This window comes from Nonomuraea sp. NPDC049725, assembly GCF_040674795.1.
Classification (GTDB): domain Bacteria; phylum Actinomycetota; class Actinomycetes; order Streptosporangiales; family Streptosporangiaceae; genus Nonomuraea; species Nonomuraea ceibae.
This window is the reverse complement of the sequence record NZ_JBFANJ010000017.1, coordinates 22,659-38,739: the sequence shown is the minus strand read 5'-3', so window position 1 is coordinate 38,739 and position 16,081 is coordinate 22,659. Positions and strand designations below refer to the sequence as shown.

At 74.7% G+C, this 16,081-nt stretch carries 14 protein-coding genes; 5 read left to right on the top strand and 9 right to left on the bottom strand.

Annotated features, from left to right (window positions below):
- Positions 1–41: 41 nt before the first annotated feature.
- The 3 genes from AB0J53_RS34995 to AB0J53_RS34985 all read left to right on the top strand — a co-directional run bounded on the left by AB0J53_RS34995 (position 42) and on the right by AB0J53_RS34985 (position 3,276).
- On the top strand, positions 42–914 hold the full coding sequence (locus tag AB0J53_RS34995; RefSeq protein WP_364180279.1) for an alpha/beta hydrolase: 873 nt from the start codon (positions 42–44) through the stop codon (positions 912–914).
- A 90-nt stretch (positions 915–1,004) separates the two neighbouring features.
- Positions 1,005–1,904, top strand: coding sequence for a serine hydrolase (locus AB0J53_RS34990; RefSeq protein ID WP_357590384.1), 900 nt, complete (start codon positions 1,005–1,007; stop codon positions 1,902–1,904).
- A gap of 139 nt (positions 1,905–2,043) precedes the next feature.
- Positions 2,044–3,276 (top strand): MFS transporter, encoded by a 1,233-nt coding sequence (locus AB0J53_RS34985; protein ID WP_364180276.1) that lies wholly within the window; start codon positions 2,044–2,046, stop codon positions 3,274–3,276.
- Here AB0J53_RS34985 and AB0J53_RS34980 read toward each other — a convergent pair.
- From AB0J53_RS34980 to AB0J53_RS34945, 8 genes are all read right to left on the bottom strand, one after another.
- A complete protein-coding gene (locus tag AB0J53_RS34980) occupies positions 3,239–4,747 on the bottom strand; it encodes a DHA2 family efflux MFS transporter permease subunit (RefSeq protein ID WP_364180274.1) in 1,509 nt (502 codons plus the stop codon). The two genes, AB0J53_RS34985 and AB0J53_RS34980, sit on opposite strands and share 38 nt — an antisense overlap.
- A gap of 34 nt (positions 4,748–4,781) precedes the next feature.
- A complete protein-coding gene (locus tag AB0J53_RS34975; protein ID WP_364180272.1) occupies positions 4,782–7,592 on the bottom strand; it encodes a BTAD domain-containing putative transcriptional regulator in 2,811 nt (936 codons plus the stop codon).
- A 7-nt stretch (positions 7,593–7,599) separates the two neighbouring features.
- On the bottom strand, positions 7,600–8,352 hold the full coding sequence (locus AB0J53_RS34970) for an isocitrate lyase/phosphoenolpyruvate mutase family protein (protein ID WP_364180270.1): 753 nt from the start codon (positions 8,350–8,352) through the stop codon (positions 7,600–7,602).
- Positions 8,349–9,146, bottom strand: coding sequence for a cytochrome P450 (locus AB0J53_RS34965; protein WP_364180268.1), 798 nt, complete (start codon positions 9,144–9,146; stop codon positions 8,349–8,351). The genes AB0J53_RS34970 and AB0J53_RS34965 overlap by 4 nt, the downstream gene beginning before the upstream one ends.
- 62 nt (positions 9,147–9,208) lie before the next feature.
- Positions 9,209–9,916 carry a DUF998 domain-containing protein gene (locus AB0J53_RS34960; RefSeq protein ID WP_364180266.1) on the bottom strand — a complete coding sequence of 236 codons (708 nt, stop codon included), beginning with the start codon at positions 9,914–9,916 and terminating at the stop codon, positions 9,209–9,211.
- Positions 9,913–11,118, bottom strand: a complete 1,206-nt coding sequence (locus AB0J53_RS34955; protein ID WP_364180492.1) for a glycosyltransferase — start codon at positions 11,116–11,118, stop codon at positions 9,913–9,915. The genes AB0J53_RS34960 and AB0J53_RS34955 overlap by 4 nt, the downstream gene beginning before the upstream one ends.
- Positions 11,119–11,186: 68 nt before the next feature.
- Entirely contained in the window at positions 11,187–11,990 is an 804-nt protein-coding gene (locus AB0J53_RS34950; protein ID WP_364180264.1) for a DMT family transporter, read from the bottom strand.
- Positions 11,991–12,027: 37 nt separating this feature from the next.
- Positions 12,028–12,645: a DedA family protein gene (locus AB0J53_RS34945; protein WP_364180262.1), complete on the bottom strand. Its 618-nt coding sequence runs from the start codon at positions 12,643–12,645 to the stop codon at positions 12,028–12,030.
- Positions 12,646–13,028: 383 nt separating this feature from the next.
- Here AB0J53_RS34945 and AB0J53_RS34940 point away from each other — a divergent pair, with 383 nt between their 5' ends.
- Positions 13,029–14,162 (top strand): histidine kinase, encoded by a 1,134-nt coding sequence (locus AB0J53_RS34940; RefSeq protein WP_364180260.1) that lies wholly within the window; start codon positions 13,029–13,031, stop codon positions 14,160–14,162.
- A 205-nt stretch (positions 14,163–14,367) separates the two neighbouring features.
- Positions 14,368–15,348: a hypothetical protein gene (locus tag AB0J53_RS34935; protein WP_364180258.1), complete on the top strand. Its 981-nt coding sequence runs from the start codon at positions 14,368–14,370 to the stop codon at positions 15,346–15,348.
- Here AB0J53_RS34935 and AB0J53_RS34930 read toward each other — a convergent pair.
- Positions 15,256–15,882 carry a VC0807 family protein gene (locus tag AB0J53_RS34930; protein ID WP_219517247.1) on the bottom strand — a complete coding sequence of 209 codons (627 nt, stop codon included), beginning with the start codon at positions 15,880–15,882 and terminating at the stop codon, positions 15,256–15,258. The two genes, AB0J53_RS34935 and AB0J53_RS34930, sit on opposite strands and share 93 nt — an antisense overlap.
- Positions 15,883–16,081: the final 199 nt, after the last annotated feature.

Sequence of the window (16,081 nt, the reverse complement as noted above, 5' to 3'; positions counted from 1 at the left end):
CGCGGCCCCGCGCCGCGGGCGTTCCGCGTCACACTGGGAGCATGAGAGTCGAGTTCGCCGTCGACGGCGTCGTGCTGGTGGGAGACCTGCGGGTGCCCGGCGGGCCGGGGCCGCACCCCGCCCTCGTGTTCACCGGCCCCTTCACGGGCGTGCGTGACCAGGTCACCGGGCTCTACGCCGAGCGCCTGGCCGCCGAGGGCTTCGTCACGCTCGCCTTCGACCACCGCAACTGGGGCGAGTCGGGCGGCGAGCCGCGCTGCCACGAGGACCCCCAGGGCAAGCTGCACGACCTGCGCGCGGCGGTGTCGTTCCTGCGCGCCCGGCCCGAGGTCGACCCCGGCCGGATCGGGGCCGTGGGCATCTGCCTGGGCGGCGGCTACGCGCTCAAGTTCGCCGCCTTCGACCCCCGCGTCAAGGCGTTCGCGGGCATCGCCGGGGCCTACAACAACCCGTACGCGATGCGGTCGGGCATGGACTACGCGGCGGTGCTGGCTTCGTTCGCCGAGGTGCTGGAGCGCCAGGACCAGGGCGGGCCGGTCGCCTACCTGCCCGCGGTGGCCGAGGAGGGCGAGGCCGCCATGCCCGGCGACGAGCCGTACGCCTACTACGGGACCGACCGCTCCGCGTCCCCCCACTGGGAGAACCGGGTCACCCGGGCGAGCGTCCGCGAGCTGGTCACGATGGACAACATGATGGGCGCCGACTTCCTGTCGCCCCGCCCGGCGCTGATCGTGCACGGCGTCGTGGACCGGTTCTGCTCGCCGGAGGGCGCCGAGGAGGCGTACAAGCGGCTCGACGAGCCCAAGCGGCTCGTCTGGATCGACGCCAAGCAGCACGTCGACCTCTACGACCGCGAGCCGTACGTGACGCAGGCCGTCGAGGCGACGGCCGGGTTCCTGCGCGAGCACCTCTAGGGTTGGCGCGCGCGGCGGCTGGGCAGGAGATCGGCTGACCCCCGGTGAGATCACGGGGGGTAGGGCGTGCGTGCGCGATCATGGGCCGCGGTGGCGGTTCTGCTGCTGGTGACGGGGTGCGAGAGCGAGGCCGCGGCGCCCGTGCGGGGCTCGGCGGGCGTGGCGGCGCGGCTGCCCGCCGCGGCGGCCCGGTGCGTGCTGACGCTGCCCGACGCGAAGGCGGGCCGGACGGCCAAGGCCAGGCTGACACGCCAGGTGGCCCGCTACCTCGACCGCAGGCCGGGGCGCGTCGCCTACAGCGCGCTCGACCTGGTCTCCGGCGTGACGATCGGCCACCGCGCGCACGAACGGGGCATGATCACCGCCAGCGGGTCCAAGGTCGACATCCTCATGGCCCTGCTGGCCCGCCGGAAGCAGCCGCTGCGCGGCAGCGAACGCGACCTGGCCGCGCGCATGATCAGGGAGAGCGACAACCAGGCCGCCGACACGCTGTGGTGGCGGGCCGGCGGCGGCCCCGGGCTGGCCGCCTTCTACCGCAAGCTCGGCCTGCGCGAGACGACGCCCGGAGCGGGCCGCTACTGGGGCGGTACCACCACCACGCCCGCCGACCGCGTCAAGCTGCTCAAACTGCTCGCCGAAGGCGGCAGAGGACTGCGGGCCGCCGACCGGGAGCACGTGCTCGGGCTGATGGGCCGCGTCCACCGCGACCAGGACTGGGGCGTCAGCGCCGCCGCCAGGCCCGGCGACCGGGTGGCGCTCAAGAACGGCTGGACGCCCCGGCCGTTCGTGCACAACACCTGGGCCGTCACCAGCTACGGCCGCGTCACCGGGCCGGGGCGCGACCTGCTGCTGTCGGTCCAGACCGACCACCAGCCCGGCGAGAGCCACGGCATCGCCACCATCGAGGGCCTGGCCAAGCTCGTCGGCGACCGCCTGGACGCCCTCGCGCCCAGCAGGACCCGGGCCTGCGAGGCCGGGCCGACCGCGTAGGATGACTCCGTCGCGTCTCGCACGCGCCTGATTGACCGCTCGGCGGCCGGCCCTCCTGCCGGTATCACCCCGGTCGAAGCCCACCAGACGGTGCGCTCCTCCGGGACGGCTCCGTCTTGACCTGGACGGAGACCCCCCTTTGAAGAGCTACCTCCCGGTGCTGGCCACGCCCGGCGCCTGGCGCTTCCTGCTGCCCGCGCTCGTGGCCCGGCTGCCGTTCGCGATGACCCAGCTCGGCGTCCTGCTGCTGGTGGAATGGTCCACCGGCGCCTACGGGCCGGCGGGCGTCGCCGCCGCGGCGGCCGCCGTGTCCCAGGCCCTCGCCGGGCCCCGCTTCGGCCGGCTCGCCGACCGCCACGGCCAGGCCAGGGTCCTCGTCCCGCAGGTCGCCGCGCACGCGCTGGCACTCGGCGGGCTGGTGGCGCTGGCCGCCGCCCACGCCGCCGTGCCGCTGCTGGTCGCCGCCGCCGCGCTGACCGGCGCGAGCGCGCCCCAGGTGGGCGCGATGGTCAGGGCCCGATGGGCGCACCGGCTCAGCGGCCCGGAGCTCAACACCGCCTTCGCCGTCGAGTCCGTCACCGACGAGCTCACCTTCACCCTCGCCCCGGTCGTCCTCGTCGCCCTGTCGACGTCGTACTCGCCGGTGGTGGCGCTGCTGGTGGCGCTCGTGCTCGTCGTCACCGGCACGCTCACGTTCGCCGCCGTGCGCACCGCCGCCCCGCCGGGCTCGGCCCGCTCGGCGGCCTCGCCCGGCCCGGGGCGGGCGGCCGGGGTGCTGCGCCTGCGCGGCGTGGCGCTGCTGGCGACCGCCTTCCTCGCGATGGGGTCGGTGTTCGGCAGCCTCCAGGTCGGCATCACCTCGCTCACCGAGGCCCTGGGCACCGCCGCCTCCGCCGGACCCGTCTACGGCGCGTTCTCCGGCGCGAGCCTGGCCGGCGGGCTGCTGTACGGGGCCGTGCGCTGGCGCGTCCCCGCGACCGTCCGGCTCGGCTGCGGGCTCGTCCTGCTCGCCGCCGCGACCAGCGCCCTCGTCCTCGCCGGCTCCCTGCCCCTGCTGTACGGCGCGGCGGCGCTGGCCGGGCTGGTGATCGCGCCCGTCGTGATCACCGGCTACACCATCATCGACGGACTGGTGCCCGCCACCGCCCGCACCGAGGCGTTCACCTGGCTCAACGGCGCCATCGGGCTGGGCATCGCCGTCGGCTCGTCGGCGGCCGGGCAGCTCGTGGACCGGTTCGGCCCGTCGCTCGCCTTCGTCGTGCCGCCGCTGATCACCGGCCTGGCGGCGGCCCTCGTCCTGGCCCGCCGCCGCGCCCTGCTGCCCCGCCCGGCCGTCACGAGTGAGCGCGTGCCAGCACTTCCTCGGGGATGACCTTCGGCACGCCGCGCAACCCGACCAGCGCCAGCAGAGCCACCAGCGCCAGCATGCCGGCCGTGGCGAGCGAGGTGACGTGCACCGCCTCCACGAACGCCGTCCGCGCCGCCTGCACGAGCTGCCCGGCCTGCTCGGCGGGCAGCGTCTCGGCCAGCGCCATCGCCCCGGCGATCGACTCCCTGGCCGGCTCCGCCGGCACCCCGGCGGGCACCCGCACCCCGCTCGTGTAGGTGCTGTTGAGCACCGTGCCGAGAATCGCGATGCCCAGCGCGCCGCCCAGCTCGAACGACGTCTCCGACACCGCCGCGGCCGCCCCCGCCCGCCGCGCCGGCGCCGTGGCCAGCACGTTGTCGTTGTTGACGGTGAACGCCAGGCCGATCCCCATGCCGCCCAGCATCATCACGGCGGCGATGGCCAGGTAGTTCACCTCCATGCCGAGCGTGCTGTAGTAGAGGAACGACAGCGCGTTCATCGCCAGCCCCAGCGCGACCACGCCGTTCCTGCCGATGACGCCGATGAGCTTGCCGGCCAGGATGCCGCCGATGGCGCCGCTCAGGCCGCCCGGCAGCCCCGCGAGCCCCGCCTGCAGCGGCGACCAGCCCAGCACGAGCTGGAAGTACCAGGCGAAGATCAGCGACATCGCCATCATCGTGAAGATGGCCAGCAGGTTCGTGCTGATGGACGCGGTGAACGCGCGCCTGCGGAAGAGCCGCACGTCGATCAGCGGCTCGGCCAGCCGCGTCTGCCGCCACACGAAGACCACCAGGCAGAGCACGCCCAGCGCGGCGGCGACGAGCACGTCCGCGTCGGGACCCCGGTGCGCCACCTCCTTGACCGCGTAGATGACCGCCACGACCCCGGCGAACGAGAGCACCACGCTCGGCAGGTCGATCCGCCCGGCCTCCGGGTTGCGCGACTCCGGCAGCACCAGGAAGCCCCACACCAGCACCACGGCCATGATCGGCAGGTTGATCAGGAAGACCGAGCCCCACCAGAAGTGGTCGAGCAGCAGCCCGCCCACCACCGGCCCCACCGCGAACCCGGCGGCGCTCATGCCGCTCCAGATCCCGATGGCCGTGGTCCGCTCGGCGGCGTCGGTGAACACGTTGCGGATGATCGACAGCGTGGACGGCATGATCGTGGCCCCGGCCACGCCCAGCAGCGCCCTGGCCACGATCAGCAGCTCGGGGCTGGGCGCGTACGCGGTGACCGCCGAGGCCGCGCTGAACGCCACCGCCCCGATCAGCAGCAGCCGCTTGCGGCCGATCCGGTCACCGAGGTTGCCCATCGTGATGAGCAGGCCGGCCAGCGCGAACCCGTAGATGTCGCCGATCCACAGGAGCTCGGTCGAGCTCGCGCCCAGGTCGCCGACCAGCCGGGGCAGTGCGAGATGCAGGACCGTCATGTCCAGCGAGAGCAGGAGCGTGGCCAGGCAGGCGACAGCCAGACTGGCCCATTTCTTCGTCATGCCGCCACTGTCGCGGCAGGCGCTGACCGCCCGCCTACCGCCGGCTGACGGCCCCGCCGGCCCGCGTCAGCAGGGCGGCGACGCGCTCGCGCACGTCGGCGGTGCTGTGCCACTCCTCCGGGCACTCCTGGCTCGCCTGCTCGGCCCACCGTCGCGCCGTGGCGAGATCGCCCGCGGCCAGCGCCAGCTCGCCCAGCCCGCAGTGCGCCCGGGCCAGCGTGTCGGACGCGCCGATCCGCCGCGACAGGCGCGCGGCCTCCCGGTAGTCGGCACGCGCCCCCTCCAGGTCGCCGACCCGCGCCCGGGTGTCGGCCCGGCGGCACAGGTTGTCGCTGGTGTCGGCCAGCGCGCCCAGCTCGCGCGACAGCCGCAGCGCCTCGTCGGCCATCGCCGCCGAGGCCGCGTAGTCGCCCTGCATGAACGCCACGTCGCCGAGCCCCGACACCACGAGCATGGCGCCCCACCGCTCGCCCATCGCCCGGAAGATGTCCAGCGACTGCTCGAACTGCGCCTTGGCCTCCTCCAGCCGGCCCTCGAACTGCATGATGAACGCCTCGCCGCTGTGCATGAGCGCCCGCTGCCAGGGCGGCAGCCGATCGACGAGCTGCCGGGCGACGTCCACCGACCGGTAGTCGGTGGGCGGGCCGGTGAACATCGGCAGCAGCAGCGTCAGGAACTCCAGCCGCCGCAGCAGGTACTCCTCCGGCAGCAGCCCGTGCAGCGCCTCCAGCCGCGCCGCCATCTGGTCGTCGATCGCCCGCCCGGTCCAGGCGGCGACGAGCACGCACATCGCGTACTCCTCGTCCATGCCCTCCGGGACCGTGTCGTCCAGCCGCCCCAGCAGGTCGGCCGCCAGCGTCGCGCTGGTGACCCGGTGCCCGCGCATCCACCAGTAGCAGGCGGAGTAGGCCACCAGGCGCAGCGCCAGCTCGGTCCGGCCCGACTCCGTCGCCCACCGCACCGCCGCGTTCAGGTCGTCGCCGGCGGAGTCCAGCCGGGCCAGCCACTCCAGCTGCTCGCTCCGCCGCAGGTGGGCGTCGGCGGTGCGGACCAGCTCCAGGTGGTAGGCGGCATGCCTGTCGCGCAGCTCGTGGCTCTCGCCCGACTCCTCCAGCCGCTCCGCGCAGAACGCCCGGATCGTCTCCAGCATCCGGTAATGGCCGCCGACGGACTCGACCAGAGACTTCTCCGCGAGCGAGAACAGCACCTCCTCCGGCTCCCCGCACACCCGCTCGGCGGCCTCCGCCGTCGCCCCGCCCACGAACACCGTCAGCCGCCTGGCCAGCCGCTGCTCCGCCTCGTCCAGCAGGTCCCAGCTCCACGCCACCACCGCGCGCAGCGTCTGGTGCCGGGGCAGCGCCGTCCGGCTCCCGCGCGCCAGCAGCCGGAACCTGTCGTCCAGCCGCGCCGCCACCTCCCGCACCGTCAGCGTGCGCAGCCGGGCCGCGGCCAGCTCGATGGCCAGCGGCAGCCCGTCGAGCGCCCGGCAGATGCGCGTCACGTCCGCGGCGTTGCCGTCGCCGACCGTGAACCCCTGCCGCACCGCCGCCGCCCGGTCGGCGAACAGCCGCACCGCCGGATAGCCGAGCGGGTCGGCGGCGTCCGGCGGCGGCAGCCGCAGCGGCGGCACCGGCAGGATGCGCTCGCCGATGATGCCGAGCGCCTCCCTGCTGGTCGCCAGCACGCGCAGCCCCGGGCAGGAGGCCAGCAGCAGGTCGGCCAGGTCCGCCGCGGCCTCGACCAGGTGCTCGCAGTTGTCCAGGACGAGCAGCAGCGTGCGGTCGGCGAGCGCGGTGACCAGCCGCTCGGCCGGCTCGACGGCGGGCAGCTCGGCGCCGTGCGTGCGGTCGCGGATGTCCAGCGCGGCCAGCACCGCCGCCGCCACCTCCGCGCCGTCGGACACCGGCGCGAGCTGCACGAAGCACACGTCGCCCTCGGCCCGCCCGGCCACCTCACCCGCCAGCCGCGTCTTGCCGGAGCCGCCCGGGCCGATCAGCGTGACGAGCCTGGCCTCGGCCAGCTCGGCGCGCACCTGAGCGAGCTCCTCGGCCCGGCCTACGAAGCTGGTGAGCTGGGCGCGCAGCCCCTGCCGGGTCGAGCCCGCCGCCGGCGCGCCCAGGGACGGATCGGCCCGCAGCACCGCCAGGTGGGCGGCGGCCAGCTCCGGGCCCGGCTCGACGCCCAGCTCCTCGTCCAGGATGCGCCGCCCCTCCTCGAACGCGGCCAGCGCCTCCGCCTGCCGGCCGCTGCCGTACAGGGCGCGCATGAGCTGGGCGCGCGGCCGCTCGCGCAGCGGATGGTCGGCGGTCAGCCGTCTCAGCTCGGCGACGACCTCGCGGTGGCCGCCCAGCGCCAGGTCGGCCTGGACGCGGTCCTCGACGGCGGCCAGGCGCAGCTCCGACAGCCGGGCCGCCGCCGCCTCCGCGTGCGGCGCGTCGGCCAGCGCCGCCCCGCGCCACAGCTCCAGCGCCTCGCGCAGCAGCGCCGCCGCCCGGCGCGCGTCACCGGCCGCCAGCGCCTCCCGGCCCTGACCGGCCAGCCGCTCGAACCGGTGCGCGTCGACGTCCAGCGGATCGGCCACCAGCCGGTAGCCCGCAGGGTGGAACTCCACCCGGTCCCGCCCCAGCACCCGGCGCAGCCTCGACACCTGCGACTGCAGCGCGTTGGCGACCCCCTCCGGCGGGCGCGACCCGTACAGGCCGTCGACGAGCTGCTCGGCGCCCACCACCCGGCCGGCCTCCAGCGCCAGCAGCGCGAGCAGCGCGCGCACCCGGGGCCCGCCCAGCGGCACCGGGGTGCCGTCGTCGCCCAGCGCGGCGCTGGGGCCCAGGATCTCGAAGCGCATGCCCCGATTATCGTGGCTCGGGCAGCATGGCGGTGATGTCCGCGTAGGAGGGCAGCTCCGGCTCGTCCTGTCCGCGTACGGCCCGCAGCGCCGACAGGGCGCCGCGCAGGCTCGCCCGGTAGAGCAGCGAGCCGGTGCTCACCCGGGCGACGCCCACCCCGGCCAGCTCGGCGAGCGACGGGCCGCCCGGCTGGTAGAGCACGTTCACCGGCAGCGGCGTGCTCTCTACCAGCCGGGCGATCTCCCCCAGATCGCTCAGACCGGGCACGAAGATGCCGTCCGCGTGCCCGTACGCGCGCACCCGCTCCAGCGTGTCGCCGGTCCCCAGCCAGCGGGTGTCGGTCCGCGCGTTGACGAACACGCCGTGCCCACGGGCCGCCTCGATGATCGCCTGGTGGACGCCGATCGGCCGCAGCGTGCCGTCGGCCCGGCCGTCCTCCAGGTTGACCCCGGCCACGCCCAGCCCCGCCAGGGTCGCGATCAGCTCGGCCACCTCGCCGGGGTCGTCGCTGAACCCGCCCTCGACGTCGACGCTGACCAGCACGTCCAGCGTCCGCAGCGTCGCGGCGAGTGCCACCGTCTCGTCCCTGGTCGCGCCGCCCGCGTCAGGCTTGCCGTACACGGCCGACACGCCCAGGCTGGTGGTGCCGACGGCCGCGTACCCCTCCCCGGCCAGCACCGCGGCCGACCCGTAGTCCCACGCGTTGGGCAGCAGCAGCGGCTCGCCCGGCCGGTGCAGCGCCCGGAACCTCTCGCTCATCGTCCCTCCCCGATCTCCACCAGCGCGTCGAGCACCCCGGCGGCCAGCGCCAGCGCGTGCCGCGACGCCGGGCAGGGCCGCAGCCCGGCGCCGAACGTCAGATGCGGCGCCTCCCCGCGAGCCGGGTCGAACCGCTCCGGCGACGCGAACACCTCAGGGTCGCGATTGGCGGCCACCAGGTCGATCACCACCTCGTCCCCGCTCTCGCGGTCCACCCGCCGCGTCACCTTCAGCGGCGGGTCGTGCCGCAGCGTCTCGTGCAGCAGGTCGTCCACCGCGACGCCGGGCGCCGCGTGGGCCAGCGCGTTGCCGATCAGCCCCTCGACGGAGGCGTGCGCCTGCAGCAGCAGCGTGACCAGGGCGATCCGCTCGTCCTCCGGCCCGGCCGCCCGCTCGGCGAGCTTCACCAGCTCGGCCACGGCCGCGTCGGCCGCGCCGGACTCCTCGCCGGACAGGTAGCCGGGCGCCGCCGCCCGGACGGCCTCGGCCAGGCGGCCGGGCTCCGCGAACCCGAGCGCCTCGCCCAGCACCTCCGTGGGCACGTCCCGCCACTCGCCCCGCCGGGCCGCCGTCAGCGCCCGGGCCGCCTCCCGCAGCACCGCCGGGCCGAACCGGGCGAGCGGCGCCGACAGCGTCGCCCGGCGGCGCGCGTGCTCCTCCCCGGAGCTGAACCTGGACACCCGGGCGCGCAGCCAGGCGAGCGTCCCCACCGGCGCGCCCTGCCGCACGGGCGGCGGCACGTACCGGGAGTCGGCGAGCACGGAACAGGCTTCGGAATGACGTGTGACGAGCATGTGATCACGCTAGCCCGGCAACGGTTCGCCGCCCGTCTAACCATGCCGGTCGTCCGCGCTGATCAGGCGACCAGCCGCTCGCTCTCCTGCGGCGGACGCACCGGCTCGGCCGCCGGGACGGGAAGCGGCGTCCGGGCGGCGACGGCGCGCCCGCCCGCGGCCACCGCCATGGCGACGATCAGCGCGATCTCGGCCACCACCAGCGCCCGCTCCAGCAGGCCGTAGTAGCCGGCGCCGCCGATCCACGCCGAGGTGAACGAGGCGGGGTGCGCCGCCAGGTAGACGGCCAGCGCGACCACGGACGTCAGGCTCAGCGCCCGGACCGCGTTCCAGCGCGGCAGCGCCTCCCGGCCCCGCGCCAGCGACCACCCGGCCACCGGCAGCGTGGTGAAGACGACGGCGGCGGCCCACCGGTGGATCTCCCCGGTCAGCGTGCCGATCTCCGACCCGCCCGGATCGGTGGGGAAGACCGCGCTCATCATCAGCCCGGCCGCCGCCGCCAGCAGCAGCACCCTGGTCGCCGCCGTGCGCCCCGGCTCCCGTACGGCCAGCCCGTACGCCAGCGTCAGGCACGCCCCCGCGAGCGCCAGCATGCCGGCCAGCACGGGCAGCAGCCCCCCGGCCACCAGCGCGTAGTCGCTCAGCAGCGGCTGCGACGGCAGCGCGAGCTGCGCGTAACCGAGGGCGAGCACGGCGACCAGCGCCCCCGCCACCGTCCCGCCGACGGCGAACCCGATCGCGCCCTGCGGGGCGCCCTGCCTGGATGTCATCGCGTGACCTCGTCATAGATCTGCTCGAACCGGGCGAGCGACGTCTGGTGATCGTGGGTGAGCGCCAGCTCGCGGCTGGCCTTGCCCAGCCGCTCCCGGAGCGCGTCGTCCGAGAGGATGCCGGACAGGTGCCGGGCCAGCGCCATCACGTCGCCCGGCTCGTACAGGTAGCCGTTGCCCGCCACCAGGTGCGGCAGCGCCATCGCGTCGGCCGCCACCACCGGCAGCCCCGACGCCATCGCCTCCAGCGTGGCGATGCTCTGCAGCTCGGCGACGCCCGGCATGGCGAACACGTCGGCCGCGGCGAACGCCTGCGGCATGCTCTCGTCCGGCACGAAGCCGAGGAAGAACGTCCGCTCGCCCACCCCGATGCGCCGGGCCAGCCGCTCCAGCACCTCGCGCTGGTTGCCCTTGCCGACGAACGCCACCTGCGCGTCGGTGTCGTTCAGCACGTACGGGAGCGCGCGGACGATCTCGTCGAGCCGCTTCTCCTCGTCGAGCCGGCCGACGAACAGGACCGTGGGCCGGTCCGGCAGCCCGAACGCCTTGCGCGCCCACGCCTTCGGCTCCGCCCGAGGCTGGAACCGGGCCAGGTCGATGCCGCACGACACCGCCTCCACCTCGCGGGTGAAGCCCTGGTCGCTCAGCAGCTTGGCGGCCAGCGGCGTCGGCGTCGTGATGTGGTCGGCCTTGCCGAAGATGCGGCCGAAGTCGCGCCAGGCCAGCCGCCCGGCCTTGGCCCGCAGCCGCGCCGGGATGTGGCCGAACTGGAAGAGGTTGTCCGGCATGAAGTGGTTGGTCGCCACCACCGGGATGTCGCGGCGGCGGGCTGCGGCGATGGCCGCCCGGCCGACGACGAAGTGGCCCTGCGTGTGCAGCACGTCCGGCTCGATCGCGGCGACGAGCCGGTCCAGCCGCGTCGGGACGGTCACCCGCATGGTCGGGTGGACCAGGACCGGAGCCGAGCGCAGCCGGTGCACGATCACCCCGTCGACCACGTCCGCGCTGGCCGGGCCCAGGTCCGACTGGCACACCACGTGCACCTCGTTGCCGCGCTCGGCCAGGCCGGTGGCCAGCCGGTGGGTGAAGTAGGCGGCGCCGTTCACGTCGGGCGGGTAGGTGTCGGTGGAGATCAGGATGCGGCGCGGGCGGGCGGGGACCGGGACGAGGGCGGCCGAATCGTCGACCGCGTGCAGGGGCATGGCCATGGTGGTGACTCCGTTGTGTCGAGGTTGGAGGAGCTTCACGTGTGTGGTGCGCGCTGTGGCGGTCATGTCCTGGCCTCCAGCGGCGTGGTGCGGGCCAGGGCGACGGTTCCGGCGGCGGTCAGCGCCGCCGCCGCGATCGGCAGGACCCCCGTCGGCACCGGCTCACCGAGCAGCAGCGCGCCGAACGCGACGGCGGTGAGCGGGTCGGCGATCTGCAGCGAGGCGAAGGACACCCCGAAGTGGCCGACGGCGTAGGCGCGCTGCAGCATCATCAGCGCCAGCAGCGCCGGGACGGGCAGCGCCAGCAGGTACCACCAGTTCCAGCCGCCGTCGACGAGCACCCGCAGGAGCGTGGCGGTGGCGCCGTAGAGGACCCCCGAGGCCGTCGCCAGGAGCGCGGCCCGGCCCGCGTGGGAGGCGGCCTTCGACCCCGCCCACAGCAGCACCGCCGCCACCCCGGCGACGCCGAGCAGCGTGAGCACGCCGGTCGGGTCGAGCCTGGTCGGGCCGTCGGACTCCGGCACCAGCAGCACCAGCCCGATCAGCCCCGCGGCCACCACGCCCGCCGCGGCCAGTTCCCGCCGCTCCGGCCTGCGGCCGTGCAGCGTGGCGGCGATCGGCAGCGCGAACAGCAGGCTCGCCACGCCCATCGGCTGGACGACCGTCAGCGGGCCGAGGCCGAGCGCCACGATGTGCAACCCGCCTCCCACCAGGATCGACGCGCCGCCGATGAGCCAGCGCGGCCGCCGGAGCAGGGCGAGCAGGCCGGGCTTGGCCGTGCCGACCGCTTCGAACTGCTGCAACGCGGCTCCGAGCGCGAAGAACAGCGAACCGATCAGGGCGATCACCGCGGCCAGCACAGTCATGCCCACTCCTTTCAACCTGGATAGTCGCCAAAAAGGGTCAAACGGACGTGTCCGCCGGAAGGCGCTCGGGAGAAGCCTTGATGGCGCGCCGCTTCCTGATCCACCGGACGATCTCCACGACGGCCGTGACCGACAGCGCGATGCCCAGGCCGAGCAGCAGACCCTTGATCGGGTCGTTCTCGAACGCCATCCCGCCGAAGAACCCGATCAGCCCCGAATAGACGCCCCACGAGACCGCCGCGATCGAGTCGAAGAACGTGAACGACCGCAGCGGATAGCGCACCGCGCCCATCGTGAGCGTCGTCGCCGTCCGCCCGCCCGGGACGTACCGGGCCACGACCAGCACCAGCCCGCCACGCTCCGCCAGCGCGCCGCGCGCCCACACGAACGCCTTGCGCTCCCGCAGCCTGCCGCCGCCCTTGTGGCCCAGCAGGTAGGAGATGTGGTCGCCGCAGAACGCGCCGAGCGCCGCCACCACGATGACCAGCGCCAGGTTCGTCTGCCCGCTCGCCGCGAACACCCCGGCCGTGATGACCGAGGTCTCCGCCGGCACGACGGGGAAGAACCCGTCGAGCAGGGCCAGCGCGAACAGCGCGACGTACAGCCACGGTGACGACATCACCTGCTGGAGCCACTCCAGGATGGTGTGGGACATCAGTGTGTTCTCCGATCAGTCAGGAGCGCTCTCAAGCCTGGTGGCGTGAGGGACGACGGGACATCGGGGATGCCCCCGGTCGAACGCGGGCCCTTCCCCGAGCCGGGTCAGGGCCAGCGCACTCCGAAACTAGGAACCCCGCGGGTGCCGGCACATCGGCCGATCGGCATGCACCACCCCCGACTTTCGTCAGGGGCGGCCTGCGACCTGCTTCGATCAAACCGGTTCAGGAAGCCCGGCACAGGAGTGGAGGTATCCGCCTTTGTGGTGGTGCTAGCCCCACCAGCGCCGGGGGACGGCGCACCACCCCTGACTTTCGTCAGGGTCCCGCACCGACCATCGGCGGCACCGGCCGGTCGTGCGCCGCCGGTAGCTTCGGACCCGTGAAACGACTGCGCCGCGCGAACCGTCAACAGGTGATCCGGGACGTGCTCCTCTGGTTCCTGCTGTCCGTCGCGGTCTCCATCATGGGCCCCGACCCGCTCGACGGGCTGCCCACCTTCGCCCTGGTCACCGTGCCCCGCATCGCGCTGATGGGCGTGGTCGTCCTCGTCGGCCGGCCGTGGCCGCTCGCCGCCGTCGCGCTGCTGCTGCCGTTCGGGCCGTGGGACTTCCGCGAAGGCTTCGCCACCACCGACCTCACCTGGCTCTCGCCGCCGTCCAGCGGGGTCAAGATCCTCCCGCTCCTGCCGGTCTCGGTGTTCGTCATGTGGTACGCGTACCTGACCGGACGGCGGCTGCCCCGCGTCTGGCCCGCCCTCGCCCTGGCCGCCGTCGCCACCGGCATCGGCGTCGTCCTCGTCCTGACCAGAGGCGGCACCCTCGCCCTCTGGGTCACCATGACCTCCGGCCTCGCCGGCACCTACGCCGTGCCGTACCTGCTCGGGCTCCTGCGCCGCCGCCTCCTCCAGCAACGCGCCCAGGCCCGCCACTCCACCGCCGAACAGGCCCGCCTGCGCGAACGCGCCAGGATCGCCCGCGACATGCACGACTCCCTCGGCCACGATCTCGCCCTCATCGCCGTGCGCGCCGCCGGGCTCGAAATGTCGCCCAACCTCGACCCCGCCCAGGTCAAGGCCGCCGGCGAACTCCGCCTCGCCGCCGCCGACGCCACCGAACGGCTCCACCAGATCATCGGCGTGCTCCGCGACGACGCCGACACCGCGCCGCTCGTCCCCGTCCACGAGGACGTCACCGCCCTGGTCGAACGCGCCCGCGCCTCCGGCATGCGCATCACCCTCGACGTCACCGGCCCCGTCCCCGACCTCGCCCACGCCGTCGTCCAGGAAGGCCTCACCAACGCGGCCAAACACGCCCCGGGCGCCGCCGTCACCGTCGAGATCGGCCCCCACCGCGTCACCGTCCGCAACGGCCCCGCCACCGCCCCCCGCCCGGCCCTCCCGGCCGGCGGCGGCCTCGGTCTCGCCGGCCTCCGCGAACGCGTCCGCCTCGCCGACGGCACCCTCACCGCCGGCCCCACCCCCCAAGGCTGGACCCTGACCACCACCCTCCCCTGACCTTCCTCCGTACGCGACCTCCCACCGCCGAGCGGCACCCCGCCGGCCACCGCCCCGTAGGCCCCTACGGCGGGGGCCGCGTCCGCCGCTGGGGACGGCGGCGCTCACGCCGAGCGGCCCGGTACATGCGGGGTCCCCCGGAGGGGGGAGGGGGGTCCCCTGGGGGCGGGAGGTGCGGGGGGCGGGGCCGGGGGAGGGTCGGGGTATGACGACTCCGAGGGCCGGAATCGGCCGGATCACCGCGGCGCTCGTGGCGATCGCCGCCATGCTCCCCTACCTCACCATCAAGATCCTCTGGCTGACCGGCAGTTCGCTGGGCGTCACGGACCCGAACCTCATGGGCACCTCCACCATGCTCGGCATGAACGCGCTGACGTTCGGCATGGACGCCGTGGCCCTGGTGCTGGCGCTGGCGTTCACGATGCGGTGGGGGATGCGGCTGCCCGCCTGGCTGGTGCTGCTGCCGCTGTGGGTGGGCACGGGCCTGCTGTCGGTGGTGATGATGACCGCGCCGCTGGGCCTGGGGCTGGAGGGCGTGGGGGTGTTCGCGAACGGCGGCCCGATCGAGCCGTGGGTCTACCTGGCCGTCTACACCGGTTTCTTCGGCCAAGGCGCGGGCCTGCTGACGGCGTTCGTGCTGTACGCGCGCGACCGCTGGCCCGCCCTCTTCTCCACCCCGATCGGGTACGGTCCCGCGCCGGCGACCAAGCCGTTCCAGCTCGTCGTCGGGTGGGGCGCGCTGCTGGTGGTCGCGCTGCTCGGCGGGACGCGGATCGTCTGGGCGCTGGGCGGCGGGCTGTCGGCGGTGGCGGCCGCGCAGGGCGTGCTGAAGGGCGGGCTGGCGATCGCGGCCGGGGCGGCGCTGCTGGTCGTCGTGCGGGGGAGCGGGCGCAGGCCGTTCTGGCAGCCGCTGGCGGCGGGCTGGCTGGGCTCGGGGGCGATGTTCGGCTGGGGCATGTACGCGCTGATCGTGATGATCGTGGGCGGCCCGCTCGGCGTCGAGATCGAGGCGGCGGCGGGGCTGGTGGAGCTGTTCACCACGCTGACGGGGCTGGTGATCGGGATGTGCGGGGGATTCGTGCTGGTGGAGAGGCTAGCCGTGGGCGACGTGCAGCCGCCGCAGCACCCGCTTGAAGGCGAAGACCGAGACGGCGATCGCCAGGCCGCTCATCACGGCCACCGCTGACGTGCGCAGCAGCATGAACCCGCCGAGCGATCCCGCCAGCGACTCGTACACGGCCAGCGCGATGCTCACCGTCGAGTTGGCCAGCAGCACGAACGCCCACAGCAGCGTGATCCTGGCGAAGAAGCGGCGTACCCGCTCGTGCTTGAGCACCGCGTTCGGCAGGTGGATGTAGTCGAGGGTGAGCTTCTGCACGAGCGGCCGGTTGAGCCGTACGGAGGCGAGGAAGGCCATGCTGATGCAGATCGTGCCGAGCTCGGGCTGGATGAAGTACCACATCCAGGTGCCGGTCCACAGGCCGACGATCGTCCGCAACGTGATCGCGGCGGCGGCCAGCAGCATCGTCGCCGGCACCGGGATCCGCCTGATCAGCCGCCACGCCACGCCCCCGTACACCCAGGCGCACGTCAGGATGAGCGCCCACTGCAGCCCCAGCACGACCATCGCCAGGTAGAACACCGCCATCGGCGCCACCACGGCTTCGAGCAGCCGGGGCGCCGCCTGGCGGGCGAGGGCGGTGAGACGGGGCAGGGTCACGGGTGGATGATTCAACGCTGACTCCGCTGATAGGCCGATGGCCGGGGCACTACCCGGGCTTACGGGCTGGCAGGCTTGCCGGATGGGCCGCTCGATGTCACCTGGCGGTCACCCTGACGCCTGAGACGATCGCACCGGCGGGTTGCCGGTCACTTACCGGTGGCTTACCGTACCTGAGGTCCCGGGCCGCGACGGCCTG

What these genes read in the sequence shown, in the direction of transcription:
- AB0J53_RS34995 (WP_364180279.1), top strand. Translation starts at nt 42, where the DNA reads ATGAGAGTCGAGTTCGCCGTCGACGGCGTCGTGCTGGTGGGAGACCTG.
- AB0J53_RS34980 (WP_364180274.1), bottom strand. Translation starts at nt 4,747, where the DNA reads ATGACGAAGAAATGGGCCAGTCTGGCTGTCGCCTGCCTGGCCACGCTC.
- AB0J53_RS34975 (WP_364180272.1), bottom strand. Translation starts at nt 7,592, where the DNA reads ATGCGCTTCGAGATCCTGGGCCCCAGCGCCGCGCTGGGCGACGACGGC.
- AB0J53_RS34970 (WP_364180270.1), bottom strand. Translation starts at nt 8,352, where the DNA reads ATGAGCGAGAGGTTCCGGGCGCTGCACCGGCCGGGCGAGCCGCTGCTG.
- AB0J53_RS34965 (WP_364180268.1), bottom strand. Translation starts at nt 9,146, where the DNA reads ATGCTCGTCACACGTCATTCCGAAGCCTGTTCCGTGCTCGCCGACTCC.
- AB0J53_RS34960 (WP_364180266.1), bottom strand. Translation starts at nt 9,916, where the DNA reads ATGACATCCAGGCAGGGCGCCCCGCAGGGCGCGATCGGGTTCGCCGTC.
- AB0J53_RS34955 (WP_364180492.1), bottom strand. Translation starts at nt 11,118, where the DNA reads ATGCCCCTGCACGCGGTCGACGATTCGGCCGCCCTCGTCCCGGTCCCC.
- AB0J53_RS34950 (WP_364180264.1), bottom strand. Translation starts at nt 11,990, where the DNA reads ATGACTGTGCTGGCCGCGGTGATCGCCCTGATCGGTTCGCTGTTCTTC.
- AB0J53_RS34945 (WP_364180262.1), bottom strand. Translation starts at nt 12,645, where the DNA reads ATGTCCCACACCATCCTGGAGTGGCTCCAGCAGGTGATGTCGTCACCG.
- AB0J53_RS34935 (WP_364180258.1), top strand. Translation starts at nt 14,368, where the DNA reads ATGACGACTCCGAGGGCCGGAATCGGCCGGATCACCGCGGCGCTCGTG.